We start from the raw sequence: 26493 nt of genomic DNA, 5'->3' as shown, positions 1-26493 counted from the left end.
AATTGACACCGAGCACCCAACTCGTCCCGACACACCCTCGGCCAAAACCCCGAAAATGCGGCACGATCATTCCTTTTTTGACATAAAACCGTCAGCCCGTTGTCAATGACACCGGTTTCCGATAGTCATCCCCTCACACGACAGGAAGGTTAGGGAAGAGAGTGTCCGTAGAGATCGACAGGCTTGAGATCGACAAGGTGGCCGGCGCTTTTGTGCAGGCGCGTCGCGATGCCAAAGGGCTGACCGCCTATCCCGGCAACCGGCCACAGGACATGGCGCAGGCCTATGCCATCCAGAACCATGCACTGACGCTGGAGGATCGCAGCGCGGTCGGCTGGAAGGTGGGCCGCGTGCCCCCGCCCCATGTCGAGCGACTGGGCACCGACCGGCTGGCCGGGCCGATCTTTGCCAATACGGTGGTCTGGGCCGCCCCCGGCACCGCGCCCGACATGCCCGTCTTTGCCGAGGGTTTTGCCGCTGTGGAGGCCGAATTCATGGCCCATGTCGCCCCCGGTTTTACCGGCCCGGTGCCCACCGATGATGCTGGAACGCTGGCCATCCTCGACGATCTGCGCATCGGCATCGAGATCGCCTCCTCGCCCTATCCCGGCATCAATGAGGACGGGCCGACGGTGACCGTCTCGGACTTCGGCAACAATCACGGGCTCATTCTGGGCGCGGTGCTGGAAGGGTGGCGCGAGGTCGATCTGCGCAGCATCCCCCTCGCCCTCACCATCGACGGCGCGGTTGCGGGCGAGGCCACGGCGGCCACCATGCTCGACGGTCCGCTGGGCGCGGTGCGTTTTCTGCTGGCCAATCTGATCGAACGCGGGCTCGACACCTCGAAGGGCCTCTGGGTCTCGACCGGGGCGGTAACCGGTGTGCATGCCATCGCCGTGGGACAGAGCGCGACCGCCAGCTTCGGCCCCTATGGTCAGGTGTCCTGCCGCATCGTGGCGGCCACGCCACGTTGAGAGTCTGCGCCGAGGCTTCGTGCTGAAACACCTCGCTATAATTCAGGCGGACAGCGCGCGTAATCCGGGTTAGGACGTCACGATCAAGAGCCCGGAAAGGGTCATGATGGAGAGAGATCAATGAACAGCGCAACGTCCGACCCGCATGCCGTCCAGAGGGAGGCTGCCACCGATTCGTCGGTGCAGGCCGCCTCTGGCCGGGCCGATGCGGCGCCCGAAGCGCCCGCTGCTGCCCCGTCGGGCAAGGCCGGGCGCTATCGCTGGGTGGTCTGCGGATTGCTGTTCGCGGCCACCGCTGTCAATTACATCGACCGGCAGATGATCGGCGTGCTCAAGCCCACGCTGCAGACCGAATTCGGCTGGGACGAGAACGCTTATTCCACCATCATTCTCTGGTTCCAGCTGGCCTATGCGCTGGGCTATCTCAGCTTCGGGCGCATCGTCGACAAACTCGGCGCGCGGGCAGGTTACGCCATCGCCATCGTGATCTGGACCATCGGCCATATGGCGCATGGCTTTGCCAGCGGCGTCGCCTCCTTCGCGGCGGCGCGTTTTGGCCTCGGCGTCGGCGAATCGGGCAACTTCCCCGCGGGCATCCGCGCCGTGGCCGACTGGTTCCCCCAGCGCGAGCGTGCTCTGGCCATCGGCATTTTCAACGCGGGTGCCAACGTTGGCGCGATCATCACCCCCTTGCTGGTGCCTGCCCTGGTGCTGTGGTTCGGCTGGCGCACCGCCTTCTTCGTCACCGGCATCTTTGGCCTGGCGTGGCTGGCGGCATGGTGGACGCTTTATCGCCATCCTTCGGTCCACCCGCATGTTACGCAGGGCGAGCTTGACTGGATCCGTCAGGACAAGGCTGACACCAGCGAGAAGATCGGCTGGGGCCCGCTGCTCTCCAAGCGCGAGACCTGGTGCTATGCCGTTGCCAAATTCCTGATCGACCCGATCTGGTGGTTCTTCCTGTTCTGGCTGCCGGGCTATCTGTTCGACCGCTATCACCTTGATCTCAAAAGCTTCGGCCTGCCGCTGGCGGCGATCTACATCATCTCCGATGTGGGCAGCGTGGCGGGCGGCTGGCTGTCCTCCACCATGCTGCGGCGCGGCTACAGCGTGAATGCCGCGCGCAAGATCGCCATGCTGATCTGCGCCATCTTCGTCACCCCGATCTGGTTCGCCCAGAGCATCGACAGCGTGTGGGGCGCCGTGCTGGTGATCGGCCTGGCCACCGCCGCGCATCAGGCTTTCTCGGCCAATGTCTACACCCTGCCCTCGGACCTGTTCCCCCGCGCGGCGGTGGGCAGCGTGGTGGGCATCGGCGGCACCATCGGCGCGCTGGGCGGCATGGGGATGGCCAAGTTCACCGGCTATATTCTGGATGCCACGCACAGCTATTCGGTGCTCTTCGCCATCTGCGCCAGCGCCTATGTGCTGGCCCTGCTGGCGATCCATCTGCTGAGCCCGCGTCTGGAACCGGCCAAACTGGACTGATCCGGCTTTATCGCCTGCGATCAGGAGCATATCCCCTGATCGCACGTCGCATCGGGCGCGCTTGCATCGACGGCTCCTTCGGATAGTGTGGGACCACCCCCCATGCTCTTGAAGGAGCCGCCATGTCCTCTTCGCCTCGATTGCGTCCATGGAAAGCCCCCTCCACTCATAATCGCGGCGACAACGGCACGCCTTTCAGTTGTGTGGCCCTCTTGTTTCAGGGCGGAGGCGCGCTGGGCGCCTATCAGGCGGGAGTCTACGAAGCTCTGGCCGAGCGCGAGATCGAGCCCAACTGGATCGCGGGCATCTCGATCGGCGCGATCAACAGCGCGATCGTCGCTGGCAATCCGCGCGGCAGCCGCGTCGGCAAATTGCGCCAGTTCTGGGAAGGCGTCAGCGCCCATAGCGCGAGCTGGGCCGAATGGCTGCCCCATCTGGCACGCGACGCCACAGTGCGCGGCGCCATCAACCAGATCGCGGCGGGCCATGTGCTGGTCGGCGGCGTGCCCGGCTTCTTCACCCCCCGCATGCTGCCCCCCGGCCTCTACCCCAGCGGCAGCGACGGCGCGACAAGCTGGTACGACACCACGCCGCTGAAGAGCACGCTGGAATCGCTGGTCGATTTCGACCGCATCAACGCGCGCGAGACCCGTTTCAGCGTCGGGGCGGTCAACATCCGCACCGGCAATTTCGCCTATTTCGACAATGCCACCGACAAGATCCGCGCCGAGCACATCATGGCCAGCGGCGCCCTGCCCCCCGGCTTCCCCGCCGTGGAGGTCGATGGCGAGCATTACTGGGACGGCGGTCTGGTGTCGAACACGCCGCTCGACTGGGTGCTGTCCTCCCGCTCGGAGCTGGATACGCTGGTGTTTCAGGTCGATCTGTGGAGCGCGCGCGGCCCTCTGCCCGCCGACCTTTCCAGCGTGGCGGTGCGCGCCAAGGAGATCCAGTTCTCCAGCCGCACCCGCACCGCGACGGACACCTTTCGTGAACGCCAGCTTCTGCGCGCCGCTTTCCGCAAGCTGGCCGCGCAAGTGCCGCCCGAGCTGCTGGAAACGCCCGAGGCCAGAACGCTGATCGAGGCGACCGACCCGGCGCTCTTCAACATCGTCCAGCTCGTCTACCGGTCGCAGACCTATGAAGGCGAATCGAAGGATTACGAATTCTCGCGCCAGACCATGGAGGACCATTGGACTGCCGGTTACGAGGACGCCCAGCATACGCTGACCCATCCCGAAGTGCTGCGCCTGCCGCATGATCCTTCCGGCGTGGCAGTCTATGATTTCACCGGGGCCGAGCATGATACGCATCGGCATGCCAAGCGGCGGGGGAAGTAGTTAGTGGCCTCCGGCGGGCAAAGGGCCATCGCCCTTTGCAATCCCTTTAATTTGGCACATGACCTTTCCGCGCCGCAGGCAACAATCTTTCTGCCTGCGGCGCGGCGACGTTGCACTATGGCCGAACTGGTTACGTAACCTAGACAATAACGGGATTGCAAAGGGCGATGGCCCTTTTGCCCGCCGGAGGCACCCTTCCGCGCCTAACCCGGCAAAGCCAGCCCCAGAAAATGCTGTACCAATAGGTTGCGGCGCCCTCGCAGACTGGCCAGCGCAAGCCGCGTGCGGGCTTGAACATCACCAATGGCCCGATAGCTCACCCCCTCCAGCGCCAGTTGCCGCATCGACACCGGCACCACCGACACCCCCTGCCCCGCTGCCACCAATGACAACACCGAGGACAATTGAGGCGCCGCCTGCCCCAGTTGCGGGGTGAAACCGGCCAGTTCGCAAGCCTCCAGCGCGGCATCGAACCAGGCTGTGCCGATGGGGCGCGGGGTGAGGATAAAGGGATCGTCGCGCAGATCGGCCAGCACCAGCGGCGCGGCAGGGTCTTCGGGCAAGGCCGGATGGCCCAGAGGCACGGCGGCGATCATCTCCTCGTCGGGAAACAGGCTGAGATGCAGATCCGCCTCGGTGGGCGAGGGCCGCAGAAACGCCAGATCGAGGCTGCCGTCGCGCACGCCCTGCCCCAGCGCCGTGCTGTTGTGCTCCGACAGCGTCAGCTCCACCTGCGGGCGCGAGCGCTGAAAGGCCCGGATGGCCGCCGGAACGATGGGGTTGAGCGCCGCCGCCCCGGTAAAGCCGATGCGCAGCGCCCCGGTCTCGCCACGCCCGGCGCGCTGGGCTTGCCGCACCGCTCCCGCCACCTGATCGGGCAGCGCCGACACGCCCTCCAGAAACGCCCGCCCCGCCTCGGTCAGTTCGGCGCCATGGGGCACGCGGTGGAACAGGCGGGTGCCGATTTCTTCCTCCAGATCCCGGATCTGCTGGCTGAGCGGCGGCTGGCCGATGCCCATGCGCGCGGCGGCGCGGGTGAAATTGCCCTCCTCGGCCACGGCGAGGAAATAGCGGATATGGCGCAGTTCCATCGGGCGCTCCTCTCGCTATCATCATATACAAAACAGATCACAATCGCCAGTGCCATAGATTGGACTGGCAGTCTGCGCAGGCCTATATCGGGGCCCATGAACGCCATCACATCCTTCCCCGATTTGCCCCTGCCCGAAGGCATGGCGCGCGGTGCGCCCGCCTACGCCCGCGCCAGTCTGGCGCTGTTTCTGGCCGGGTTTTCGACCTTCTCGCTGCTCTATTGCGTGCAGCCGCTGCTGCCGGAGTTCTCGCGCAGCTTTCACATCGGCCCGGCGGAGAGTTCGCTGGCCCTCTCACTGACCACCGGCGCGCTGGCACTGGCGATCTTTGCGATGGGCGCGCTGTCTCAGGCTCTGCCCCGGCGCCCGCTGATGTTCGCCTCCATGGCCTCGGCGGCGCTGTTCAACCTGCTGGCGGGCATCGCGCCATGGTGGCCCGCGATGCTGGGCTTCCGCCTGCTGGAGGGTCTGGCGCTGGGCGGCGTGCCCGCCGTGGCGATGGCCTATCTGGCCGAAGAGATCCACAGCCGCGATCTGGGCCGGGCCATGGGGCTCTATGTGGCGGGCACGGCTTTTGGCGGCATGGCCGGGCGCGTGGGCATGGGCGTTCTGACCGACCTCACCTCATGGCGCGGGGCGATGATCGCCATCAGCATCGCCGATCTGGCGGCGGCGGCGGGCTTTGCTCTGCTGCTGCCCGCCTCCAGGCGCTTTATCCCGCATGAGCGGTTCCAATTGCGCGGCCACCCCGCAATCTGGCTGGGCCATCTGCGCAATCCGGCGATGCTGCGCCTGTTCGGCGTGGGCTTCGTGCTGACCAGCGTCTTCGTCACCATCTTCAACTACGCCGGTTTCCGCCTGTCCGCCGCGCCTTACAATCTGGGGCAGACGGCGATCAGCATGATCTTCCTGACCTATATCTCGGGCATGTTCACCAGCTCGGCAGCCGGGCAACTGGCCGACCGCATCGGGCGCCGCCTGCCTGCCGCCGCCGCTCTGGCGCTGATGGGGCTGGGCGTGGCGGCCACCATGGCCAGCGCGCTGTGGATCGTCATTCTGGGCATCCTGCTGGTGACGATCGGCTTTTTCGCCGCCCATGCCATCGCCAGCGGCTGGGTCGGGCGGCTGGCGGGGCTGGCCAAGGGGCATGCCGCCTCGCTCTATCTGCTGTTCTACTATCTGGGCTCCAGCGTGACGGGCTCGGTGGGCGGCTGGTTCTGGCAGCATCTGGGCTGGAATGGTGTGGCGGGCCTGTCTGGCGCGCTGGCGCTGGCCGGCGTGGTGCTGACGCTGACCATCCGCGAGGATCGCGCCCATGGCTGAAACGCTTGTCCTTCTCCCCGGCCTGCTCTGCGATGCGCGGTTGTGGCAAAGGCAGGCCGATGATCTGGCCGATATCGCCAGCCCGTGGATCGCCGACCTGACCCTGGACGACAGCATCCCCGCCATGGCCGCCCGCGTACTGGCTCGGGCGCCGGAGCGCTTCGCTTTGGCCGGCCTGTCGATGGGCGGCTATGTCGCGCTGGAGATCATGCGGCACGCGCCCGAGCGCGTCACCCGCCTCGCCCTGCTCGACACCAGCGCCGCGCCCGACAGCGAGGCCCGGCAGGCCGAACGCCAGCGCGCCATCACCACGCTGGGTCTGGGCCGCTTTATGGGCGTGACCGAAGCGATGCTGCCGCAACTGGTGCATGCAAGCCATGTGCGCGGGCCCATCGGCGCCACCGTGCGCGCCATGGCGAAAGAGGTCGGCCAGCAGGCCTTTGTCCGCCAGCAGCAGGCGATCCTGACCCGCGCCGACAGTCGCCCTCTGCTGCCGCTGATCACTGTGCCCACGCTGATCGCTGTGGGTGAAGACGACAGGCTGACCCCGCCCCCTCTGGCCGAGGCCATGCAGGCAGCCATCCCCGGCGCGCGGTTGCACCGTTTCGCGCAATGCGGCCATCTGCCGCCGCTGGAACAACCCGAGGCCACCAGCGCTCTTCTGCGTGACTGGCTGAGTTGGGAGCAAACCGCATGATCCGCGCCACCGCCATCGACCATATCGTGCTGAATGTGCGCGATCCCGAAACCAGCGCCACGTGGTACACAAGCATCCTCGGGATGAGTCGCGAGGAGCATATCCCCGCCCCCGGTCAAACTCCGCGCATCAGCCTGCATTTCGGCGCTCAGAAGATCAATCTGCGCCCCATCACCGCCACTCAGGCGGAATGGTTTACCGGCCATCATCCCGCCACGGGCAGCGACGATCTCTGCTTTCTGGTCGACGCCACGCCGGAAGCAGTGGTGGAGCATCTGGCGCAGCAAGGCGTGGCGGTGGAAGTCGGCCCGGTGGACAAGCGCGGCGCGCGCGGGACAATCCGCTCGGTCTATTGCCGCGACCCCGATGGCAATCTGGTCGAACTCGCCAGCTATCCTCCGGCCTGACGAGAGTCCTTGCTGCACCACAGGGCCAGCCAGATCAGCACAGGTTGGGCCACCATGCGGGGCAGATGATAGCCATAGCCCAACCCATGATCGGGCCTCGCCAGATCCATCATCATATGGTGGATGTTGGCCGGAAAGACGCAGAACGCATAAAGCGCCAGAGCCACGCCCGCCGCGCGCCTCAGCCCCGGCCAGCGCCCTTGGGCCAGAGCGACAGCCCCCAACATCTCGCACAGCCCCGTCACCGCGATCACCTGCGCCGGATAGGGCACCCAGCCGGGCGTGATGCCGATGAAGGGCGCGGGCAGCGCCAAATGCAGCACCCCAGCCAGCCCATAGAGCATCACCAGAAACCAACGCGCTATCGCCTTGCGCAAACCATATCCCTTCATGCTTGCCAACGGCCCAACAGATTGGTCGTATGGACTTCCATCCATGCCGTGCGCGCCTATCTTGTCAATCGACCCCCCCCTATCCCCCCGGAGGACAGCATGACCCAGGAATTCCGCACCGAAACCGACAGTCTGGGCGGCGTGCCCGTCCCTGCCGAGGCCTATTGGGGCGCGCAAACCCAGCGCAGCCTGCAGAACTTTCCCTTCGGCCCGCAGGAACGCATGCCGATCGAGATCATCCATGCCCTCGCCCGCATCAAGCAGGCCGCCGCGCGGGTGAATGCCCGCCATGGCCTGCCCGCAGACATTGCCGAGGCGATCGAGGCCGCCGCCAGCGAGGTCGCCACCGGGCAGCTCGACGACCAGTTCCCGCTGGTGATCTGGCAGACGGGCTCCGGCACGCAGACCAACATGAACGTCAATGAGGTGGTCGCCGGCCGTGCCAACGAATTGCTGACCGGCAAGCGCGGCGGCAAGAGCCCGGTTCACCCCAACGACCACGTCAACCGCGCGCAATCCTCCAACGACAGCTTTCCCAGCGCGCTGCATATCGCCGCCGCCGTGGCGGTGATCGGGCAGCTCGATCCGGCGTTGGCGGCCATGCATCTGGTGCTGGAGCACAAGGCGGAGGAATGGCAGTCGATCATCAAGATCGGCCGTACCCATCTGCAGGATGCCACGCCGATCACGCTGGGCCAGGAATTTTCGGGCTATGCCGAGCAGATCGGCAAGGCCCGCCTGCGCATCATGCAGGCGCTGACCGAGGTGCTGGAGCTGGCACAGGGCGGCACGGCGGTCGGCACCGGACTGAACGCGCCGGAGGGCTTTGCCAGGGACATTGCGGCGGAGCTGGCCGAAATCACCGGTGTCGCCTTCCGCCCGGCGGGCAATCTGTTTGCCGCTCTGGCCGGGCATGATGCGCTGGTGGCCTTGTCGGGCGCGCTGTCCACGCTGGCGACGGCGCTGACCAAGATCGCCAACGATATCCGCCTGCTCGGTTCCGGCCCGCGCGCCGGGATCGGCGAATTGCTGCTGCCTGAAAATGAGCCGGGCAGCTCGATCATGCCGGGCAAGGTCAACCCCACCCAATGCGAGATGCTGACCATGGTGGCGGCGCAGGTGATCGGGCTGAACAGCGCGATCACCATCGGCGGGCTGCAGGGCCATCTGGAGCTGAATGTCTTCAAGCCGATGATCGGCGCCAATGTGCTGCGCCAGATCCATCTGCTGGCCCATGGTGTCGCCAGCTTTACCGAGCGCACCTTGCAGGGCCTTGCCCCCAACCGCGAAAGGCTGGCCGAATTGCTCGACCGGTCGCTGATGCTGGTGACCGCGCTGGCCCCGGCCATCGGTTACGAGAATGCCGCGAAGATCGCCAAGCATGCCCAGCATAACGGGCTGACCCTGAAGCAGTCCGCGCTGGAAACCGGGCTGGTGGATGAGGCGACGTTTGACTCGCTGGTGCGGCCTGAAACGATGATCGGGCCCGGAGCATGGATCCGGCCCTGAAACCCATCCGAACCGGCGTCCTCATAACCCCGGTCTCGCGACTCCAGCGGGGCCGGGGTTGGCTTTTATGCGCCCGCGACAAGCCAGCCGCAAGCGCTCCACCCCAAGGCCAAGGCTTTTATCCGCAAGGTGATTTTATACGGAACAAGCCCCCTGTCTGGCCCGTTACCTCCTTGACGCAATGCGTGGCGCCGCCCTTCCCCAAGGAGATTTCGCCATGGACAGTGATATCCGCAATGCCTTCTGGAACGCGCTGGACGACAGCCCTTTCGTGATGATGCGGCTGAGCGAGGCAGGCTCTCACAGCCAGCCGATGACCGTCATGCTGGACCGCAACGCCCATCACACCGTCTGGTTCTTCATGCACCAGTCCAGCACCCTGGCGGTCGAGGCACAGGCCGAGGTCGATTTCTCCAGCAGCGGGCACAAGCTGTTCGCCGCCCTTTCGGGGCAATTGCATCGCGAGCAGGATCGCGCCGTGCTTGAGCGCCTGTGGTCAAACAAGGTCGAGGCCTGGTTCCCCGGCGGCAAGACCGACCCCACGCTGGCGCTGATGCGCTTCGAGATCACCAAGGCCGAGGTCTGGACTGCCGACATCACGCTGGCGGGCCTGTTCGATCTGTTCACCGGCATCGCCATCAAGCCCGATCAGGCCGGCAAACACGCCGTCGGCCTGTTGTGAGCCCCTACCCGCCCCAGCCGGGGCGGAACCCCTTATTCCATGATGAGGCAGGCCCAGCGCCTGCCTCTTTCGTGCCTATCCGTCCCCGCTGAAGGAGCATCCGATGTCATCCACTGTCGCGCAGGCCATCGTCGATACCTTGTTCGAAGCGGGCGCGCGCCGCGTCTATGGCATTCCGGGCGACACGCTCAACCACATCACCGATGCGATCCGGCTGAAGGAGGATCTGCGCTGGGTCCATGTGCGGCATGAGGAAGCCGGAGCCTTCGCCGCCGGGGCCGATGCACTGCTGACGGGCGATCTGGCGGTCTGCGCGGGCTCCTGCGGGCCGGGCAGCCTGCATTTCATCAACGGCGTGTTCGAGAGCCACCGCAACCGCGCGCCGATGGTGCTGATCGCCAGCCAGATCGTGCGCGACGAGCTGGGCTTTGACTTCCCGCAGGAGGTCGATTTCAAATCGGTCTATGCGTCGTGCAGCGTGTGGTGCGATGAAATCCGCACGCCGGCGCAGGCAAGGCGCAAGGCGGCGATGGCGGCTCAGGCGGCGCTGTCGAAGCGGGGCGTGGCGGTGCTGATCGTGCCTGCCGATATCTCCGCCGCCAAGCTGACCGACGACGACCATTTCGCCGTCCATCGCGCGCAATCGCGCACCATCCCCGCCCCGCATGAACTCGACCGCATCGCCAAGGCGCTGAACGGCGGCGGCAAGGTGGCGATCTATGGCGGTTCGGGCTGCGAGGGCGCGCATGACGCCGTTCTGGCGCTGGCCGCCAGGCTGAAGGCGCCCGTCGCCCATACCTCGCGCGCCAAGGATTTTCTGGAGTATGACAATCCCCATGATGTCGGCATGACCGGGATCTTCGGCGGCAAGGCGGGTTATCACGCGCTGATGGGCTGTGACACGCTGCTGCTGCTGGGTTGCGATTTCGCCTGGCGGCAGTTCTATCCCGAGAAAGCCAAGATCATCCAGATCGATATCGACCCTACCCATCTGGGCCGCCGCCATCCGGTGCAGATTGGCGCGGTGGGCGATATCGGCCCGACGCTCGACGCGCTGCTGCCGCTGATCCGTGAGCGGGAGGATCGCAAGTTCCTCGACGCCTCGCTGGAGGTGCAGACCCAGACCCGCGAAAACCAGCAGAGCCGCGCCGTGGTCGGCAAAAGCGGCGCGATCCATCCGCAATATCTCACCAGCCTGATCGCCTCGCAGGCCAGTCCCGATGCGGTCTACACCGCCGATGGTGGCTCGCCGATGGTGTGGTGCCTGCGCCATGTGCCCGCCACGGGGCAGAACCGCACGGTGATCTCGCTGACTCACGGCACCATGGCCAATGCCATGCCTCAGGCGCTGGGGGCTCAGGCGGCTTATCCGGAGCGGCAGGTGATTGCGCTGTGCGGCGATGGCGGGCTGTCCATGCTGCTGGGCGACCTGCTGACCGCCATTCAGGAGGAGCTGCCGATCAAGGTCTGCGTCTTCAACAATGCCTCGCTGGGCTTTGTCGAGCTGGAGCAGAAGGTGGAGGGCATGCTGCATGCCTTCACCGATCTGAAGAACCCCGATTTCGCGCAGGTGGCCCGCGCCATCGGCTTCTGGGGCCAGCGGGTGGAGAAGCCCGAAAGCCTTGAGGGTGCCGTGGCGCAATGGCTGGCCGAGCCCGGCCCGGCGCTGCTGGACGTGGTGACCGACCGCTATGAGCTGGTGATGCCGCCCAAGGTCAACGCTTCGCAGGTGCTGGGCACGGCGCTCTATTCGGCCAAGGCGGTGCTGGACGGGCAGTCCGAAGAGGTGACCAAGCTGCTCAGCCACGCGCTGGTGCCTTGAGCCATGATGCGCTCTCCTCATCAAACCGCCGCTCAGATGGGCAGACTGTGGCTCGACTGGAGCATGCTGTCCTATGAGGCGGCGCAGGTCATCGCCCTGCGCATGATGATGATCTCCACCGGAGCGCCCGGCGCCGCGCGCGAGAGCGAGCGCATGGTCAGCGAGAAGCTGAGCGCCATGGGCGATGTCGGCTGGAAGCTGGCGCTGGGGCAATGGGGCATGCAGCCTCAGGATCAGGCGAGCGGGGCGACGCGGCTCTATCGCGGGCGGGTGCGGGCCAATCTGCGACGGCTGAAGAAAGCCAGATAGGAACAAAGTTTCACTGGCCATGCTTTCCTCAGCATGGCCAGTGAAGCACGTCCCCTCACCTTCTCCGACCAGCCTTTGGGCATCACACGCAGGCGGCGCGGAAAGGTCTGGCACTATTTCGCGCCCGACGGTGCCCGCATCACCGAGGCGGAGCATGTCGCAAGGCTCAACCGCATCGCCTTGCCGCCTGCCTATACGCAGGCATGGTTCTCGCCCGATCCGCAGGCCGATATTCTGGCCACCGGCATCGACGCCAAGGGGCGGCGCCAATACCGCTATCACCCCGATTTCCGCGCCGCACGCGAGGCCGAGAAATTCGCCGGATGTGCAGCATTCGGCGCAGCATTGCCGTTGATCCGCGCGCGCGTCGAAGCGGATCTGGCCAAACGCCACCTCAGCCGGGAACGCGCCATCGCCTCGCTGGTACGGCTGCTCGACACCACGCATATAAGGGTGGGGAACGAATGCTATGCGCGGGAGAACGGCAGCTTCGGCGCCTCAACCCTGCGGATGCGGCATGTGAAGCTGAAGGCAGGCAGACTGGCGCTGAGTTTCCGCGCCAAATCGGGCAAGCAATGCCGGATGGCCGTCTCGGACAAGGGGCTCGCGCGTTTTGTGAGGGCCATGCAGGATGTGCCGGGCCAGCATCTGTTCCAGTGGCTGGACGAGGAGGGGCAACCCCACCCCATCCACTCGCATGACGTGAACGACTATCTGCGCGAGATCACCGGGGAAGCCATCACCGCCAAGCATTTCCGCACCTTCGCCGCATCGGTGCTGGGCTTCGAATGGCTGATGGAACAGCCGGGCGGCGGGTTGAAGGCGATGCTGGCGCATGTCTGCGCCGATCTGGGCAACACGCCGGCGGTGGCGCGCAAATCCTATGTGCATCCCAGCCTGATCGCCGTGGCACTGGGGCAAAGCGCGCTTTCCGCGGCACCGCTGCCGCGCGCCACCCGCTGGCTGACCCGCAGCGAGCGTGGATTGCTGCGCCATCTGGAAAGCATCCACGCGGCATAGAAGGTTAGCAGGCCGGTGCCGCACATCCGGCCACGCCGGATTTCAAGAAAAGGGCGAGGCGCTCCAGACGCCTCGCCCTTTCCACAGGGTCAGTCCCGACGGGGGGAAGGACTTAACCCTGCAAGCTGTGCTTGATGTCGCGCATTTCGTCATGGCCCTCGCGCACGGCCTGATAGGCCTGCTCGATCACCGCCTTGACCTGCGCCGACAGGTCGCGGTCGCGCACGGCGTCCTCGTATTTGGCCTTGATATGGTCCTCGCCGGCCTCGACCTCGTTGACGATCATCTTCTCGTCATGCGAGGTGACCACCGATTTGAGGTTGAAGAACAGGCGTTCCGCGCTGGCCAGCACCGTGCCGCTGCTCTCGGCCTCGCCGCCCAGCAGGCCGACCTGACGCTGCAGCGTGTTGGCCAGATTGCGGCGCTCCCCGGCGCGGGCGTTGAAGAGGGTTTCGAAGCGGCTGCCGCGCGCTTCCTTGGCCGCTTCGGCATAGCCGTCGGCGCTGTCGATGGTGGTGGCGATCAGGCCGTTCAACGTCGAGATATCGTGTTCAAGCTGTGACATCGCTCATTCCCTTGGTTGAGGGCAACATGCCCTGTCTGCCTTGGAGGAAAGGCCCGGCCCCGGCGAAAGTGGCACTGCGACGAACCGCCCGCCCCGCCTGCGCGGCCACTCATCGCAGGAGTTTGCCTGGGCTATGCAGGGCCTGTTTTCAGCGCGGCACCGGCACGCTCGGCCGTCCGGACACCCCGCAGGATCATGCCGATGGGTGGCCGGGCGGGGGAGCGGGCCGGTGCCGCAAATCCGGCCACGCCGGATTTCAAAAAGCCCTTCAACCCAACAGTGGAATGGTCGCCCGCGCATGGATCAGGCGATGGATATAGCCCATCTTCTCGACCACGCGCGGCGGGATCACGAAGGGATAGAGGTCACTCTGCCCCATCGAACGGTTGAGGCAATTGACCGCATAGGTCAGCGGCAACCACGCATCGATCAGCCGCTCGATCGGCACATCCTGATGCGGATCGAAGGCGATCTCGGTCTCCAGTTCGGGATCGTGGTCGATGCGCGGCTCGATCCGGATGCCGAAGGCCCCGGCCATCTCCAGCGTGTCGATGATGTGCAGGTAATGCGCCCAGGTTTCGGCCCAGTCCTCCCACGGATGCATCGTGGCATAGGCGCTGACGAAATCCTGCTGCCAGCCTGCCGGAGCGCCCTGGTCGTAATGGCGCTGCAGAGCTTCGCCGTAATCGAGCGTTTCATCGCCGAACAAAGCACGGAAGCTGTCAGTCTCACCACCATCACGCACCAGACGGTCCCAGTAATAATGGCCGACCTCATGCCGGAAATGGCCCAGCAAGGTGCGATAGAGTTCGCCCAGCGAAGCGCGGGTCCTTTCGCGCGCCACATCATCGGCCTCTTCCAGCGCAATGGTGATCACGCCATTGTCATGGCCGGTCATCACCTTCTCGCCATTGCCAGAGGCGGGGAAATCAAAGACCAGAGGCTCCGGATCGCCGCTGGCAATGCTGGGCATCGGCAGGCGCAGCTTGATCAGCGTGTAGAACAGGCGGCGCTTGGCCTCCTCGATCTTCTGCCAGTTGGCGCGGTTCTCGGGCAGCGACAGGTCGGGAATGGTGCGGTTGTGCTGGCAGGCGATGCAGAAAGGCTGGTCCTGCGCGGCATCGACCATCCAGTTGCAGGCATACTCCTCCCAATTGGCGCAAAAGCGATAGCGCGTTTCAGGGTTGGCCAGAGCGATCCATTCCGCCCCATCGGGCTCCACCGCGCTCATGCGGCCGCGGTCGGGCAGATAGCCAAGGCGGTGGCCGCATTTCATGCAAGCGGTGTTCTCGAAGTAAAGCACCTGACCACAGGACTGACACTGGAAAAGCTGCATGGAACATCCCCCTGCCTCGCGCGACCATAGCCCCTGCCGCGCGGGCTCTCAATTGATGTGAATACGCAGAGAGTAAGCCGCGTTTTTTATTGTCGCATCGTTGTCGCGAAAAACCGGTTCCCACTTTTTCGCACGATGCTCTAGCTGCCCACAATGGTCCCGCCATTGGGGTGAAGCACCTGACCGCTCATGTAACTGGAATCGTCGCTGGCCAGGAACAGGAAGCTGGGCGCCACCTCATTGGGCTGGCCGGGTCGGCCCATCGGCGTGTCCTCGCCGAAATGCGCGACCTTTTCCGGGTTGGCCCCGCCCATCGGGTTGAGCGGCGTCCAGATCGGGCCCGGCGCCACGCCGTTCACGCGAATGCCCTTCTCCACCAGATTTTCGCTCAGCGAGCGGGTGAAGGCGGTGATCGCCCCCTTGGTGCTGGCGTAATCGAGCAGCGCGGGCGACCCCTGATACATCGTCACCGACGCACAGGTGACGATCGAGGCGCCCTTCTTCAGATAGGGCATCGCCGCCTGCACCAGAAAGAACATGGCAAAGACATTGGTCTGAAAGGTACGGCGAAGCTGGTCTTCGGAGATATCGGTGATCTCCTTGTCCTCATGCTGCTCCCCGGCATTGCTGACCACGATGTCGATGCTGCCGAAGGTGGCGATCACCTGCTCGATGAAGCGCTCGCAATTGCGCTTCTCGCCCAGATCGCCCGCGAAGGAGAAGACGCGCCGCCCCTCGGCATGGACGATTTTCTCGGTCTCGCGCGCATCGTCATGCTCGCACAGATAGGCAATGGCGATATCGGCCCCCTCTCGCGCGAAGAGCGCCGCCACCGCGCGGCCGATGCCGCTGTCGCCTCCGGTGATGATCGCCACCTTCCCCGCCAGCCGCCCCGAACCGGGGTGGCGCGGCTGCCATGCGGGCTTGGGCTCCAGATCCATCTCGTGACCGGGCAGCGTGTCTTCATGGATCATGCCGATCGTTTCATCGCTCATTCCATAGCTCCTTCCGCACAAGAGACGCGGGCCGGCAGCAACCAGCCCGCGTCCTGTCATTCCGGGCGCATCGCTCAATAGGTCGAGGGCGGATCGCTGGCCGGGAAGCTCTCATCCGAGGCCTGGTCGACATGATCCCACTTCCTGGGCTTGTCGCGCATATGGGCGGGCCCGGCATCGCGCACCTGGCTGGCCGAATCCTTGTGCGCGCCCTGCCCGGCAAAAGCGGGAGCGGGATGATGCGTGCCATCATTCTCCTTGGCCACCGGCGCATATTTGTTGCGATTGAGATAGAGCCAGCTCCCCACGGCGCTCAGCAGTCCGAAGAACAGGCCTTTTTTCAGGGTCATAGTGGTCATGACGACATCCTCTTGCAGGAGTTGCGGGATCAGGCTGCGTGGCTGTGAGCCGACTGGTTTTTACGCCGCGTCACCCAACCCTTGCGGGCAGCCGCGCTGCGCTGTTCGGGGGAGCCGGACTTGTTCGCCCGCCCCCCGCGTGACGAGGAGACATGCGTGTCAGGCTTGCCGCGCCCCGAGCCGGACTTGTTGCCGCCACCTGACTCCTTGTTCACCGTCGCCCAAGCGCGCTTTTCGGCCTCAGCTTCGGGCACGCCACGGCTTTCGTAGCTGTCCTCGATGTGCTGGGCCTTGCGCTTCTGCTTGTCGGTGTAGGCGCTCTTGTCACCGCGTGGCATCATGGCTCTCCTGGGCATGACATTCTCTGGCTGATGGGCCTTGGAATGCGCCGCCCGCGCCTTTGATCCGCCCTTTTTTCGCCGACAGACGACGAAACGGGCCCGCCCTGCGGTCAGTGTGAATTCTGTGCGGCACCTTGCGCGCCACGGGGCGTTCCATGGTTCGACGGCGGGTTTTGCAACCGCCGCGACGGGGACCCCACACGGCCGGAAGGGCCACCCAGAACAAGACGCCCTCACCAGAAACCAGACTGGAAGGATGCCTATCATGAACGCACCCCTGCCCATTCACGAGACCTCGCGTCTCATCGCTTCGGACCTTGTCAATGGCACGCCGGTCTACAGCAACAATGGCGAGCATCTGGGTTCGATCCGCAATTTCATGGTCGACAAGAAAACGGGCCAGACCGACTATGCCGTGCTGCAATTCGGCGGCTTTCTTGGGATCGGCAGCGATTTCTACCCGATCCCCTGGCAGAAACTGTCCTACGAACCCATTCGTGGCGGCTATGTCGTCGATATTACACCCAGCCAGATTCAGGACGCCCCGCGTTACGGCGCGGAAACGCCGGTCTATGACCGCGATTACGATCAAAGGCTGACCGAATATTACCAGTCTCCCGCCCCGATCATCTGACCCCCGGCATGGCGTGGCCGGGCCTGCTCCCTGCCGCGCCATCGCCCTTTTTGCGAAAGGCCATGCCATGGCGACCCGTCACCAGCTTCCGCCGCGCGAAAGCCAGCACACCGACGCGCTTGATGAGCATCACCACCCCAAGCGCCCCCATAACCGCGAGGTGGAGGATGAAATGATCCGCGCGCCGGTGGAGAGCAATGAACCGCCACGCCCTGCCACCCAGCCACACGACCTGCAGAAGGAGCAGGCCAACAAGGGCGGGCAACAAAAGCAGGACCAGCGACAGGACCAGCGGCCATGAGCGACCCTCTCGCCCATTTCCCGCAGATCAGCCTGCGCATCGCCGACGCCCTGCATGAGCGACTGGTGGAGGCCGCACAGGCCAACCACCAGTCGCTCAATGCGGAGATCATCGCCCGGCTGGAAAGCTCTTTCGTAGAAGGCGCGGATCGGTCGGCCATGTCGCTCGACCGGCGCGCGCTGATCGAGCGCATGCACCGGCTGGAGGATCTGGCCGATGAAGCCAGCCGCAGTGCGGATGCCTGATAAACGCCCCTGATCCGGCGCCGCCCTGTGCCGGCAGGCCGTGTTAGCGGTATGACGGTTGCGTGGTTTCGGCAAAGCGCGTAACGCGGCTTAACACGCTGTGAGTCTTCGGGCCCGGCTGCCCGAAAGGGCGGCGCTATTGTGGCACAGCAGATGCTCGCAGGAGAATCATGTGTTGCTTGCCGGGCGCTCCGAAGACATGACTCAGGCCACGCCGACCATCCTTCCCCACACGCAGATCCCGGCGCTAGACCCTGCTGCCTGGTTGGCCTCCATCGTCGAGAATTCCGAGGATGCGATCCTGAGCAAGACGCTCGACGGCATCATCCTGAGCTGGAACGAGGGCGCGCAGACCCTGTTCGGCTACACGCCCGAAGAGGCGATCGGCAAGTCGATCACCATCATCATCCCCGAAGAGCGCCTGCACGAGGAAGATGCGATCATCGAGAGCATCAAGGCCGGGCGCCGCGTCGATCATTTCGAAACCGTGCGCCGCCGCAAGGACGGCACGATGGTCGATGTCTCGCTGACCATTTCCCCGGTGCGCGACCGCGACGGCAAGCTGCTGGGCGCCTCGAAGGTGGCGCGCAACATCACCCAGGCCCGCCGCTTTGCCGAAGAGCAGAATCTGATCCTGCATGAGATGAATCATCGGATCAAAAACCTCTTCTCGCTGGCAACCAGCCTTGTCTCGCTGAGCGCGCGCGAAGCCGAGACGAAGGAAGCGCTGGCCAGCGACCTGCAGGCCCGGCTGGTGGCGCTGGCCAAGGCGCATGAGATCACCCTGTCCGGCCCGCATCGCCCGCAGATGCTGACCTCCACCGCGCTGCGCGATCTGCTCACCACCATTCTGCGCCCCTATCAGGGCCAGCATGGCGCGCAGATCGAGGCCAGCGGCCACGACGCCCCGATCGGCGCGCGCAGCCTGCCCTCGGTCGCGCTGCTGCTGCATGAGCTGACGACCAATGCCGCCAAATATGGCGCGCTGAGCAAGGCCCAGGGGGCACTGCGGGTCACGCTGGAAAGCGACGGGCAGAACGTCCATATGGTCTGGACCGAAAGCGGCATCCCGCGCGCGGAAGGCACCATGACCGAAGGCTTCGGCAGCCGGCTGGAAAGCCTGTCGGTGCGAGGCCTTGGCGGCGCCATCACCCGCACATGGAAGCCCGACGGGCTGGTGATCGAACTGACGATCCCGCTCGACACGCTGGCCCAGTAAGGCCCTCCCGGCAAAGCGTTGTTCCCTCGCCCATCCGCCACTGGCGGAGGGTTGCTGATGGCTGCTGCGGCAGGCCGCCCTTAAACTTTGACAGCCCTTTTCATACAAAAGGGTGAGCAACGCACACCCTTGTGGGGCATGCGTCATCCGGGTGCCCGCGCCATAAGGCTGCTGCGCCCTGCGGGGGGAGCCCTTCGCCAAAACATTCCACTTTATCGAACATTTTGATCATTTTTATCCCACTCCTCCGCAGGATCATCCTCGCCTATTCCGCTCTCAACGCGGCAATAACGCGGTGCCAACACCAACCCTGACGGAGACATCGACATGACCCAGACCACCCCCAAAGCCACCCCGACCCCCGGCAAGACCCTCCTCTCCCCCACCGATCACGCTCTGGTGCTGATCGATTTCCAGTCGCAGATGACCTTCGCCACCAAGTCGATCGACACCACTTTGCTGCGCAACAATGCCGCCCTGATCTCGCGCGCCGCCGCCGGTTTCAACGTCCCCACCATCCTGACCACCGTGGCCGAGAAGAGCTTCTCGGGCCCCATGTTCAGCGAGATCACCGATGCCTTCCCCGGCCAGAAGCTGCTCGACCGCACCAGCATGAACACCTGGGAAGACGCGGGCGTGATCGAGGAAATCAACCGCATCGCCAAGCCGCGCATCGTCTTTGCAGGTCTGTGGACCTCGGTGTGCATCGTCGGCCCGGTCGCCTCGGCCATCGATCAGGGCTTTGAGGCCTATGTCATCGCCGATGCCTGCGGCGACATCTCGGACGAGGCCCATGAGCGCGCCATGCAGCGCATGATCCAGCTCGGCGCCCGCCCGATCACCTCGCTCCAGTATCTGCTCGAACTGCAGCGCGACTGGGCCCGCGGCGAAACCTATGACTTCACCACCGGCGTCGCCAAGCAGTGGGGCGGTGCCTACGGCATCGGCGTCACCTACGCCAAGACGATGTTCGGCGCTTCCGAAGGCGCGCACTGATCTCCGGGGCGCCGGGTCCCCCCGCCCGGCGCCAACCTGCTGAAAGGTGCAAACCCCATGAAACCCTATCTTCTTTCCCTTGGCGTCGGCGTGCTGGTCGGCGGCATCTATGCCCTGCTGGGGGTCAAGTCTCCGGCTCCCCCCACCATCGCGCTGATCGGCCTGCTGGGCATGCTGCTGGGCGAACAGGCTGTGCCGATTGTGCAAAAAATGCTGCGCAAGGAACCGGTGCTGGCCTTCGTCAAGACCCATGCCGCCCACCGCGTGCTGGGCGACCACATCAAGATCCCCACCGACAACGCTTGATCTTTTGGGCCTGACCTTTTGGGCCTGATCTGACCTTCCGGAGCCTCCCATGACCGATCTCATCATCATCAACGCCAAGGTCACCACGCTGGACCGCAGCAATCCCACTGCTGAAGCCGTGGCCATCCGTGACGGCAAGATCCTTGTGGCAGGTTCGGAAGGCGAAGCCCGCGCCGCCGCCCCGCAGGCGCAGATCATCGACGCCGGTGGCCGCCGCCTGATCCCCGGCCTGATCGACAGCCATATCCATGTCATCCGCGGCGGGTTGAACTACAATATGGAGCTGCGCTGGGAAGGCGTGCCCTCGCTGGCCGACGCCATGGCGATGCTGAAGCGCCAAGCCCAGAACACCCCCGCCCCGCAATGGGTGCGCGTGGTCGGCGGCTTCACCGAACACCAGTTCGCCGAAAAGCGCCTGCCCACCATTCAGGAAATCAACGAGGCAGCCCCCGACACGCCGGTCTTCATCCTGCACCTCTATGACCGCGCCCTGCTCAACGCCGCAGCGCTGCGCGCCGTGGGCTACACCAAAGACACGCCCAACCCGCCCGGCGGCGAGATCGTGCGCGATGCCCAAGGCAACCCCACGGGCTTGCTGCTGGCCCAGCCCAACGCCACGATCCTTTACGCCACGCTGGCCAAAGGCCCCAAGCTTCCGCAGGAGTATCAGCTCAACTCCACCCGCCAGTTCATGCGTGAACTGAATTCGCTGGGTGTCACCTCAGTCATCGATGCCGGTGGCGGCTCGCAAAACTATCCCGACGATTACGAAGTCATCGAAAAGCTGCACAAGGACGGCGAGATGACCTTGCGCGTCGCCTACAACCTCTTCACGCAGAAGCCGAAAGAGGAATTGGCCGACTTCACCAACTGGTCCAAGCAGGTCAAGCCCGGCGACGGCGACGACACCTATCGCCACAATGGCGCGGGCGAGATGCTGGTCTATTCCGCCGCCGATTTCGAGGATTTCCGCGTCGCCCGCCCCGATATGCCGCCCGAGATGGAAGGCGATCTGGAACCCGTCATCCGCCTGCTGGCCGAGCGCCGCTGGCCCTGGCGCATGCACGCCACCTATGACCAGACGATCAGCCGCGCGCTGGACGTGTTCGAGAAGGTGAACCGCGACATTCCGCTCCACGGCCTCAACTGGTTCTTCGACCATGCCGAGACCATCAGCGAGCGCAACATCGACCGGATTGCTGCACTGGGCGGAGGCATCGCGGTGCAGCATCGCATGGCCTTCCAGGGCGAATATTTCGTCGAACGCTATGGCGCCAAGGCCGCCGAGGCCACCCCGCCGATCAAGCGCATGATGGAGGCGGGCATCCCGGTGGGCGCCGGCACCGATGCCACCCGCGTCGCCAGCTACAACCCCTGGGTCTCGCTGTCGTGGCTGGTGACCAGCCGCACCGTGGGCGGCCTTGCCCTCTATCCGGTGCGCAACCGGCTGGACCGGGAAACCGCGCTGCGTCTGTGGACCCAGGCCAACACCTGGTTCTCCAACGAGCAGGGCAAGAAGGGCCAGATCGTCGCCGGACAACTGGCCGATCTCGCGCTGCTCTCGGACGATTTCTTCACCGTGCCCGATCACGAGATCACCAACATCCGCTCGGTGATGACCATCCTCGGCGGCAAGGTCGTCCATGGCAATGGCAGCTACGCCAAGCATGCGCCCGACCTGCCCAAGCCCATGCCCGACTGGTCGCCGGTGGGCACCTTCGGTTCGTGGACCTCGCCCGAAACCAAGCAGAAGCTCGCCTCGGCCTGTGGTTGTGCCTCCTCCTGCGGCGTCCATGGCCATGACCATGCTGCGGCTCTTGGCGCGCAGGCCCCCACCGCCGATCCCCAGAGCTTCTGGGGCGCCCTCGGCTGCGGCTGCTGGGCCGTCTGACACCAATCCTGCGTTCTTTGCTCCACAAGGAAATTCCCCATGAAACTGTTCAAAACTCTGCTCGCCGCCTCGGCCCTCACGCTGGCCGCACCCACCGTGATGGCCGCCCCCGCAGCTTCGGCCGACTATGCCGTGGGCCCGCAGTATGACACCACCCATGTCTATGTGCCCGCCGATCAGTTCGACGCCTTCGTCACCAGCTTCTCGGCGACCTTTGGCGGCACCACCAGCAAGCAGGGCGAGTTTCAGGTCACCCCCACCCCCAGCCTGACCAAGTCACAACTGGTGCTGACGCCCGCAGGCACCGTTTCGGTCTTCGGCTTCAAGACGCCGATCCCCACCCCCTTCGGCGATGAGCGCACCGGCTATCTGGTCACCGATCTCGACGCCGCCGTGGCCGACGCGCGCAAGCATGGCGCCACGCGCCTGATCACCACCTTCCCCGATCCCATCGGCCGCGATGTGGTTGTGCAATGGCCGGGCGGCGTGAACATGCAGCTCTACTGGCACACCGCCAAGCCCAACTACACGCCGCTCGCCAGCGTGCCGGAGAACCGCGTCTACCTCACTCCCGATGCCGCCGACGCTTTCGTCAAAAGCTGGACCGGCTATGCCCATGGCAAGATCACCGCTGACCAGCGCAATGCGCCGGGCGATGAAGTCGGCCAGCCGGGCAAGACCATCCGCCGCATCGCCATCGAGAGCGGCTATGGCAAGATGCTGGTGATCGTCTCGGACGGCCAACTGCCCTGGCCCTATGGCCGCGATATGGCTGGCTACAACGTTGCCGACCTGACCGCCACGCTGGCCAAGGCCACCGCCGCCGGTGCTGAAACGCTGGTCGCCGCCCATGCCGGAGCCGACCGCCAGAGCGCCATCGTCCGCTTCCCCGGCGGCTACATCGCCGAGATCCATCAGGCGAAAGCACCGTGAGCACCACCTCCCTCCCGCGTGCCGCATCCCCCCGCGCAGGCACGCCCCGTTTCGCCTCAGCCATTCTTGGCTGGGGCGGAACGGGCTTCCTCGCCCGGCTGGCGCTGTCCGGCGCCTATCTGCTGGGCGGTCTGGTCAAGCTGACCGACTTCCCCGGCGCCGTGGCCGAGCAGGCCCATTTCGGCATGCCCTACCCTGCCCTCTTCGCGATCCTGACCATCGCGGTGGAGCTGATCGGCCCGGCGCTGATCCTCTCGGGCCGCCTTGTCTGGCTGGGCGCCGGCATGCTGGGCGTGTTCACCGTGCTGGCGGCGATCACCGCCAATGCCTTCTGGACCATGCCGCCCGGCCCGGAGCGCTTCGGCGCCACCAATGCCTTCTTCGAGCATCTCGGCCTTGTCGGCGGCTTTGTCCTCACCGCCATCCTCGCCGAGCGCCGGGACTGACCCATGCGCCGCCTCTTCGCCCCCACCCTGTTGCTGGCTCTGCTGCTGCCCGCTACCGCGCGGGCAGACGCCCCCACCGAGGCCTGGCAGCCCCCCGTGCTGACCACCGAGCGCTACAATGAGGACTGGTCCGATCTGGCCGATCCCGCCAAGCGCAGCGGCCACTGGACGGACAAGTTCAAATATATCCCGCTGGACGACACGGGCCGCGATTACCTCGCCACCGGCCTCGAACTGCGGCTGCGCAATGAGGATTATGAAAACAACGCGCTGGGCAATGCTGCCGCGCCCAATAATGGCTATCTCTGGACGCGCCTGCTGCCCTATGCCGATCTGCATCTGGGTCTGGGCAAGGTGGAGGTCCGCGCCTTTGCCCAGCCGATCATCGCCTATGCGGCGGGCGTCGCGCCCTCGGCCAGCGCCATCGACCAGACGCGTGTCGATACGCTTCAGGCCTTTGCCGATGTGGTGATCCCTTTGGACGGCAAGACCACGCTGCGCCTGCGCGGCGGACGCGAGATGGTGGGCCTTGGCACAGAGCGGCTGGTCGGCACGCGCTATGGCCCCAATGTGCCGCTGGCCTTCGATGGCGGGCGGGCGATCCTCCATCGCGGCAGGCTGACGCTCAACACCTTCTATCTGCGCCCCGTCGAGCCGGGCACAGGCACCTTCGATGATCATACCTCGCAGGCCAAGGCTCTGTGGGGTGCCTATGCCACGCAGATGATCGGGCCTGCGGGGGTGGACCTCTACTGGCTGGGTTATCGCAATGATCTGGCCCGCTTCCAGAATGCCAGCGGGCGCGAGATCCGCCATACGCTGGGCCTGCGCCTGTTCGGCAAGGCGCCCGCCAGTACCGCCACCACCGTTCACTGGAACATGGAGGCCATGCTGCAGACGGGCCATCTGGCCGACCAGACCATCCATGCATGGTCCATCGGCAGCGAGGCCGGGGTCAGCCTCACCAAGGCGCCCTTGAAACCCGACCTCACGCTGCGCTTCAATGTGACCAGCGGCGACAAGGGCGCGGGCGATCATCGCCTGAGCACCTTCAACGCCCTGTTCCCCAAGGGCAAATATTTCGGCGAGCTGTCCCCCATCGGGCCCTACAATCTGGTCAACATCCAGCCGCTGCTCAGCTTCGACCTGGGCAAGGGCGTGGGGCTCAGCTTGGCCGCCGGGGCCTATTGGCGCCAGAGCAAGGCTGATGGCGTGTATGATATTCCCGGCCATCTGCTGGTCGCCAGCGAGAGGGGCAACTCGCGCTTCCTCGGCAATCAGGCCGAAACCTCTGTGGAATGGCGCGCCACGCAGGAGCTGACGCTGTCGGCCTCGCTCTCGCTGTTCCGCACCGGCGGCTTCCTGCGTGAGGCCGGTTATGCCCGCACCATCCATATGCTCGGCCTTGAGGCCAATTACCGCCTGTAACGCGAAGAGGACCTGCCATGACCCCACCTCCCGCACCCAAACCGCTGATGCTGCCGGGACTGTTGCTGCTGCTTTCGGTCACCACCGGGCTGATCGATGCGATCAGCGTACTGGGTCTGGGCAAGGTCTTCACCGCCAACATGACCGGCAACATCGTCTTCCTCGGCTTTGCCGCCGTGGGCACGCCGGGGTTTCATCCGCTCTCCTATGTGGTGGCCATCGGCGCCTTTCTGGGCGGCGCCCTGCTGGCCGGACGCATCGGCAAGGCCATGACCAACCGGCCCTTACGCCGCTGGCTAATCGGCGCGGCCCTGCTCGAGACCGCCGCCCTGTGGGTCGCCGCCGCTCTGGCACTGCACTTCGATATGGCGGCGCAGAGCCCCACCCATGCGCTTTATGGCATCATCGCGCTGACGGCGCTGGCGATGGGCTTTCGCAACGCCACGATCCGCCAGTTGAAAGTGCCGGACCTCACCACCACGGTGCTGACGCTGACGCTCACGGGCCTTGCCGCCGATTCAGCGCTGGCGGGTGGCTCCAATCCCAATGCCGGGCGGCGCATCGCCAGCGTGCTGGCCATTCTGCTGGGCGCCGCGCTGGGCGCATGGATGGTGACACAGGGCGGGCTGGTGCCCCCGCTGCTGCTGGCCGGAGCGCTGATCCTTGCGGGCACCATCGCCTGCTCGCTGCATCCCGTCGCCGACAGGCCGCATGAAGGCTGAGCAATCAGATTTCGATGATGCCCCGCTTGACCGCAAGGGTCACGGCATGGGTGCGGTCCCGCGCGCCCAGCTTGGAAAAGATCGCCTTCATATAGCCCTTCACCGTCTCCTCGGCCACCACCACCTTTTGCGCGATCTGGCGGTTGGAATGGCCCGAGGCGGCCAGCGACAGCACGCGGATCTCACGCTCGGTCAGGGCGTCCTGCACGATATGGATGGCGATGCCGGTGGCGACCTGCGCATCGACATGCCGCCCGCCCCGTCGCACCGAGCGGATCGTGTCGAGCAGCTCCTGCCGCAAGGCGCTTTTCAGCAGATAGCCCGCAGCCCCGGCCTTGAGCGCCCGCAAGGCCTGAGCATCCCCGGCATAGGTGGTGAGCACCAGAATGCGCGCATCGCCGTCCAGCGCCATGATCGCCTCGATCGCCTCGACGCCGCCCATGCGCGGCATCTGCAGATCCATCAGCACGACATCGGGGCGCAAAGCCTGAAACTGCGCGACCGCCTGCTCGCCATCCTCGGCCTCGCCCACCACGGCGAGGTCGGTCTGCGACTGGATGATGGCGCGGATGCCGTCGCGCAGAAACACATGATCGTCGACGACCAGCACGCGGATCGCGGCGGCAGAGGGTGCGGAAGAAGGCGCGAAAACAGGCAAGATGGGGCGGCTCCGCAAGCGTCGGGATGGGGCCCCTTCCGCCTAGCACCACCATCGCCAAGCT

Annotated in this window: 30 protein-coding genes; 22 read left to right on the top strand and 8 right to left on the bottom strand. The window is 65.4% G+C overall.

Annotated features, from left to right (window positions below):
* Positions 1-161 precede the first annotated feature (161 nt).
* From ABDW49_RS05465 to ABDW49_RS05455, 3 genes are all read left to right on the top strand, one after another.
* The gene (locus ABDW49_RS05465) at positions 162-974 is read left to right on the top strand and encodes a 2-keto-4-pentenoate hydratase (protein ID WP_343610301.1); all 813 of its coding nucleotides are present in this window, start codon (positions 162-164) and stop codon (positions 972-974) included.
* Between the two features lie 120 nt (positions 975-1094).
* Positions 1095-2462: an MFS transporter gene (locus tag ABDW49_RS05460; protein ID WP_343610299.1), complete on the top strand. Its 1368-nt coding sequence runs from the start codon at positions 1095-1097 to the stop codon at positions 2460-2462.
* Positions 2463-2584: 122 nt separating this feature from the next.
* The gene (locus ABDW49_RS05455; protein ID WP_343610297.1) at positions 2585-3802 is read left to right on the top strand and encodes a patatin-like phospholipase family protein; all 1218 of its coding nucleotides are present in this window, start codon (positions 2585-2587) and stop codon (positions 3800-3802) included.
* Between the two features lie 203 nt (positions 3803-4005).
* Here the strand turns inward: ABDW49_RS05455 and ABDW49_RS05450 are convergent, their stop codons facing one another.
* Complete coding sequence (locus tag ABDW49_RS05450; RefSeq protein ID WP_343610295.1) at positions 4006-4893, bottom strand: LysR family transcriptional regulator; 888 nt, start codon at positions 4891-4893, stop codon at positions 4006-4008.
* 96 nt (positions 4894-4989) lie between these two features.
* Here ABDW49_RS05450 and ABDW49_RS05445 point away from each other — a divergent pair, with 96 nt between their 5' ends.
* Genes ABDW49_RS05445 through ABDW49_RS05435 form a run of 3 tightly spaced genes read left to right on the top strand, consistent with a single transcriptional unit; the run spans position 4990 to position 7320 of the window.
* Positions 4990-6216, top strand: coding sequence for an MFS transporter (locus tag ABDW49_RS05445; RefSeq protein WP_343610294.1), 1227 nt, complete (start codon positions 4990-4992; stop codon positions 6214-6216).
* Entirely contained in the window at positions 6209-6913 is a 705-nt protein-coding gene (locus ABDW49_RS05440; protein ID WP_343610293.1) for an alpha/beta fold hydrolase, read from the top strand. Before ABDW49_RS05445 ends, ABDW49_RS05440 begins: the two co-directional genes overlap by 8 nt.
* Positions 6910-7320 carry a VOC family protein gene (locus ABDW49_RS05435; protein ID WP_343610292.1) on the top strand — a complete coding sequence of 137 codons (411 nt, stop codon included), beginning with the start codon at positions 6910-6912 and terminating at the stop codon, positions 7318-7320. The genes ABDW49_RS05440 and ABDW49_RS05435 overlap by 4 nt, the downstream gene beginning before the upstream one ends.
* On the opposite strand, the gene ABDW49_RS05430 is transcribed toward ABDW49_RS05435, so the two are convergent.
* The gene (locus tag ABDW49_RS05430) at positions 7305-7697 is read right to left on the bottom strand and encodes a hypothetical protein (RefSeq protein WP_343610291.1); all 393 of its coding nucleotides are present in this window, start codon (positions 7695-7697) and stop codon (positions 7305-7307) included. The two genes, ABDW49_RS05435 and ABDW49_RS05430, sit on opposite strands and share 16 nt — an antisense overlap.
* Before the next feature lie 114 nt (positions 7698-7811).
* On the opposite strand from ABDW49_RS05430, the gene fumC reads away from it, so the two are divergent.
* The 5 genes from fumC (at position 7812) to ABDW49_RS05405 (ending at position 13054) form a co-directional block, all read left to right on the top strand.
* Complete coding sequence (gene fumC, locus ABDW49_RS05425) at positions 7812-9221, top strand: class II fumarate hydratase (protein ID WP_343610290.1); 1410 nt, start codon at positions 7812-7814, stop codon at positions 9219-9221.
* A 217-nt stretch (positions 9222-9438) separates the two neighbouring features.
* Positions 9439-9903: a pyridoxamine 5'-phosphate oxidase family protein gene (locus ABDW49_RS05420; protein WP_343610289.1), complete on the top strand. Its 465-nt coding sequence runs from the start codon at positions 9439-9441 to the stop codon at positions 9901-9903.
* 103 nt (positions 9904-10006) lie between these two features.
* On the top strand, positions 10007-11725 hold the full coding sequence (locus ABDW49_RS05415) for a thiamine pyrophosphate-dependent enzyme (RefSeq protein WP_343610288.1): 1719 nt from the start codon (positions 10007-10009) through the stop codon (positions 11723-11725).
* A gap of 3 nt (positions 11726-11728) precedes the next feature.
* Positions 11729-12034 (top strand): hypothetical protein, encoded by a 306-nt coding sequence (locus tag ABDW49_RS05410; protein ID WP_343610287.1) that lies wholly within the window; start codon positions 11729-11731, stop codon positions 12032-12034.
* 33 nt (positions 12035-12067) lie between these two features.
* The gene (locus ABDW49_RS05405; protein WP_343610285.1) at positions 12068-13054 is read left to right on the top strand and encodes a DNA topoisomerase IB; all 987 of its coding nucleotides are present in this window, start codon (positions 12068-12070) and stop codon (positions 13052-13054) included.
* A 112-nt stretch (positions 13055-13166) separates the two neighbouring features.
* Here ABDW49_RS05405 and ABDW49_RS05400 read toward each other — a convergent pair whose 3' ends face one another.
* The 5 genes from ABDW49_RS05400 to ABDW49_RS05380 form a co-directional block, all read right to left on the bottom strand.
* The gene (locus ABDW49_RS05400) at positions 13167-13619 is read right to left on the bottom strand and encodes a PA2169 family four-helix-bundle protein (RefSeq protein WP_343610284.1); all 453 of its coding nucleotides are present in this window, start codon (positions 13617-13619) and stop codon (positions 13167-13169) included.
* A gap of 268 nt (positions 13620-13887) precedes the next feature.
* A complete protein-coding gene (locus ABDW49_RS05395) occupies positions 13888-14955 on the bottom strand; it encodes a putative zinc-binding peptidase (RefSeq protein ID WP_343610283.1) in 1068 nt (355 codons plus the stop codon).
* A gap of 140 nt (positions 14956-15095) precedes the next feature.
* Entirely contained in the window at positions 15096-15950 is an 855-nt protein-coding gene (locus tag ABDW49_RS05390) for an SDR family oxidoreductase (RefSeq protein ID WP_343610281.1), read from the bottom strand.
* A 74-nt stretch (positions 15951-16024) separates the two neighbouring features.
* Positions 16025-16309 (bottom strand): hypothetical protein, encoded by a 285-nt coding sequence (locus ABDW49_RS05385; protein ID WP_343610280.1) that lies wholly within the window; start codon positions 16307-16309, stop codon positions 16025-16027.
* Positions 16310-16338: 29 nt separating this feature from the next.
* Positions 16339-16647 carry a plasmid stabilization protein gene (locus ABDW49_RS05380; RefSeq protein WP_343614165.1) on the bottom strand — a complete coding sequence of 103 codons (309 nt, stop codon included), beginning with the start codon at positions 16645-16647 and terminating at the stop codon, positions 16339-16341.
* A 268-nt stretch (positions 16648-16915) separates the two neighbouring features.
* On the opposite strand from ABDW49_RS05380, the gene ABDW49_RS05375 reads away from it, so the two are divergent.
* The 11 genes from ABDW49_RS05375 to ABDW49_RS05325 all read left to right on the top strand — a co-directional run bounded on the left by ABDW49_RS05375 (position 16916) and on the right by ABDW49_RS05325 (position 25771).
* A complete protein-coding gene (locus ABDW49_RS05375) occupies positions 16916-17284 on the top strand; it encodes a PRC-barrel domain-containing protein (protein WP_343610279.1) in 369 nt (122 codons plus the stop codon).
* Positions 17285-17351: 67 nt separating this feature from the next.
* The gene (locus tag ABDW49_RS05370; RefSeq protein WP_343610278.1) at positions 17352-17585 is read left to right on the top strand and encodes a hypothetical protein; all 234 of its coding nucleotides are present in this window, start codon (positions 17352-17354) and stop codon (positions 17583-17585) included.
* The gene (locus tag ABDW49_RS05365; RefSeq protein ID WP_343610277.1) at positions 17582-17830 is read left to right on the top strand and encodes an Arc family DNA-binding protein; all 249 of its coding nucleotides are present in this window, start codon (positions 17582-17584) and stop codon (positions 17828-17830) included. The genes ABDW49_RS05370 and ABDW49_RS05365 overlap by 4 nt, the downstream gene beginning before the upstream one ends.
* A 172-nt stretch (positions 17831-18002) precedes the next feature.
* The gene (locus ABDW49_RS05360) at positions 18003-19049 is read left to right on the top strand and encodes a PAS domain S-box protein (protein WP_343610275.1); all 1047 of its coding nucleotides are present in this window, start codon (positions 18003-18005) and stop codon (positions 19047-19049) included.
* 327 nt (positions 19050-19376) lie between these two features.
* Positions 19377-20045, top strand: a complete 669-nt coding sequence (locus tag ABDW49_RS05355) for a hydrolase (RefSeq protein ID WP_343610272.1) — start codon at positions 19377-19379, stop codon at positions 20043-20045.
* A 57-nt stretch (positions 20046-20102) separates the two neighbouring features.
* Positions 20103-20351 carry a DUF1427 family protein gene (locus ABDW49_RS05350; protein WP_343610270.1) on the top strand — a complete coding sequence of 83 codons (249 nt, stop codon included), beginning with the start codon at positions 20103-20105 and terminating at the stop codon, positions 20349-20351.
* A gap of 49 nt (positions 20352-20400) precedes the next feature.
* Entirely contained in the window at positions 20401-22242 is a 1842-nt protein-coding gene (locus tag ABDW49_RS05345; RefSeq protein ID WP_343610268.1) for an amidohydrolase, read from the top strand.
* Between the two features lie 39 nt (positions 22243-22281).
* Entirely contained in the window at positions 22282-23175 is an 894-nt protein-coding gene (locus tag ABDW49_RS05340; protein WP_343610266.1) for a glyoxalase, read from the top strand.
* Positions 23172-23621, top strand: coding sequence for a DoxX family protein (locus ABDW49_RS05335; protein ID WP_343610265.1), 450 nt, complete (start codon positions 23172-23174; stop codon positions 23619-23621). The genes ABDW49_RS05340 and ABDW49_RS05335 overlap by 4 nt, the downstream gene beginning before the upstream one ends.
* A gap of 3 nt (positions 23622-23624) precedes the next feature.
* The gene (locus tag ABDW49_RS05330; RefSeq protein WP_343610263.1) at positions 23625-25049 is read left to right on the top strand and encodes an alginate export family protein; all 1425 of its coding nucleotides are present in this window, start codon (positions 23625-23627) and stop codon (positions 25047-25049) included.
* Between the two features lie 17 nt (positions 25050-25066).
* A complete protein-coding gene (locus tag ABDW49_RS05325; RefSeq protein WP_343610261.1) occupies positions 25067-25771 on the top strand; it encodes a YoaK family protein in 705 nt (234 codons plus the stop codon).
* A 4-nt stretch (positions 25772-25775) separates the two neighbouring features.
* Here ABDW49_RS05325 and ABDW49_RS05320 read toward each other — a convergent pair whose 3' ends face one another.
* Positions 25776-26429, bottom strand: coding sequence for a response regulator transcription factor (locus ABDW49_RS05320; protein ID WP_343610260.1), 654 nt, complete (start codon positions 26427-26429; stop codon positions 25776-25778).
* Positions 26430-26493: the final 64 nt, after the last annotated feature.

Origin of the sequence: Novosphingobium sp., assembly GCF_039595395.1 — a bacterium.
Lineage (GTDB): Bacteria > Pseudomonadota > Alphaproteobacteria > Sphingomonadales > Sphingomonadaceae > Novosphingobium.
The sequence above is the reverse complement of the archived record's forward strand: the minus strand, read 5'-3'. Positions and strand labels throughout refer to the sequence as shown.

What these genes read in the sequence shown, in the direction of transcription:
- ABDW49_RS05460 (WP_343610299.1), top strand. Translation starts at nt 1,095, where the DNA reads ATGAACAGCGCAACGTCCGACCCGCATGCCGTCCAGAGGGAGGCTGCC.
- ABDW49_RS05455 (WP_343610297.1), top strand. Translation starts at nt 2,585, where the DNA reads ATGTCCTCTTCGCCTCGATTGCGTCCATGGAAAGCCCCCTCCACTCAT.
- ABDW49_RS05450 (WP_343610295.1), bottom strand. Translation starts at nt 4,893, where the DNA reads ATGGAACTGCGCCATATCCGCTATTTCCTCGCCGTGGCCGAGGAGGGC.
- ABDW49_RS05445 (WP_343610294.1), top strand. Translation starts at nt 4,990, where the DNA reads ATGAACGCCATCACATCCTTCCCCGATTTGCCCCTGCCCGAAGGCATG.
- ABDW49_RS05440 (WP_343610293.1), top strand. Translation starts at nt 6,209, where the DNA reads ATGGCTGAAACGCTTGTCCTTCTCCCCGGCCTGCTCTGCGATGCGCGG.
- ABDW49_RS05435 (WP_343610292.1), top strand. Translation starts at nt 6,910, where the DNA reads ATGATCCGCGCCACCGCCATCGACCATATCGTGCTGAATGTGCGCGAT.
- fumC (WP_343610290.1), top strand. Translation starts at nt 7,812, where the DNA reads ATGACCCAGGAATTCCGCACCGAAACCGACAGTCTGGGCGGCGTGCCC.
- ABDW49_RS05420 (WP_343610289.1), top strand. Translation starts at nt 9,439, where the DNA reads ATGGACAGTGATATCCGCAATGCCTTCTGGAACGCGCTGGACGACAGC.
- ABDW49_RS05415 (WP_343610288.1), top strand. Translation starts at nt 10,007, where the DNA reads ATGTCATCCACTGTCGCGCAGGCCATCGTCGATACCTTGTTCGAAGCG.
- ABDW49_RS05410 (WP_343610287.1), top strand. Translation starts at nt 11,729, where the DNA reads ATGATGCGCTCTCCTCATCAAACCGCCGCTCAGATGGGCAGACTGTGG.
- ABDW49_RS05405 (WP_343610285.1), top strand. Translation starts at nt 12,068, where the DNA reads ATGGCCAGTGAAGCACGTCCCCTCACCTTCTCCGACCAGCCTTTGGGC.
- ABDW49_RS05400 (WP_343610284.1), bottom strand. Translation starts at nt 13,619, where the DNA reads ATGTCACAGCTTGAACACGATATCTCGACGTTGAACGGCCTGATCGCC.
- ABDW49_RS05395 (WP_343610283.1), bottom strand. Translation starts at nt 14,955, where the DNA reads ATGCAGCTTTTCCAGTGTCAGTCCTGTGGTCAGGTGCTTTACTTCGAG.
- ABDW49_RS05390 (WP_343610281.1), bottom strand. Translation starts at nt 15,950, where the DNA reads ATGAGCGATGAAACGATCGGCATGATCCATGAAGACACGCTGCCCGGT.
- ABDW49_RS05385 (WP_343610280.1), bottom strand. Translation starts at nt 16,309, where the DNA reads ATGACCACTATGACCCTGAAAAAAGGCCTGTTCTTCGGACTGCTGAGC.
- ABDW49_RS05380 (WP_343614165.1), bottom strand. Translation starts at nt 16,647, where the DNA reads ATGCCACGCGGTGACAAGAGCGCCTACACCGACAAGCAGAAGCGCAAG.
- ABDW49_RS05375 (WP_343610279.1), top strand. Translation starts at nt 16,916, where the DNA reads ATGAACGCACCCCTGCCCATTCACGAGACCTCGCGTCTCATCGCTTCG.
- ABDW49_RS05370 (WP_343610278.1), top strand. Translation starts at nt 17,352, where the DNA reads ATGGCGACCCGTCACCAGCTTCCGCCGCGCGAAAGCCAGCACACCGAC.
- ABDW49_RS05365 (WP_343610277.1), top strand. Translation starts at nt 17,582, where the DNA reads ATGAGCGACCCTCTCGCCCATTTCCCGCAGATCAGCCTGCGCATCGCC.
- ABDW49_RS05355 (WP_343610272.1), top strand. Translation starts at nt 19,377, where the DNA reads ATGACCCAGACCACCCCCAAAGCCACCCCGACCCCCGGCAAGACCCTC.
- ABDW49_RS05350 (WP_343610270.1), top strand. Translation starts at nt 20,103, where the DNA reads ATGAAACCCTATCTTCTTTCCCTTGGCGTCGGCGTGCTGGTCGGCGGC.
- ABDW49_RS05345 (WP_343610268.1), top strand. Translation starts at nt 20,401, where the DNA reads ATGACCGATCTCATCATCATCAACGCCAAGGTCACCACGCTGGACCGC.
- ABDW49_RS05340 (WP_343610266.1), top strand. Translation starts at nt 22,282, where the DNA reads ATGAAACTGTTCAAAACTCTGCTCGCCGCCTCGGCCCTCACGCTGGCC.
- ABDW49_RS05330 (WP_343610263.1), top strand. Translation starts at nt 23,625, where the DNA reads ATGCGCCGCCTCTTCGCCCCCACCCTGTTGCTGGCTCTGCTGCTGCCC.
- ABDW49_RS05325 (WP_343610261.1), top strand. Translation starts at nt 25,067, where the DNA reads ATGACCCCACCTCCCGCACCCAAACCGCTGATGCTGCCGGGACTGTTG.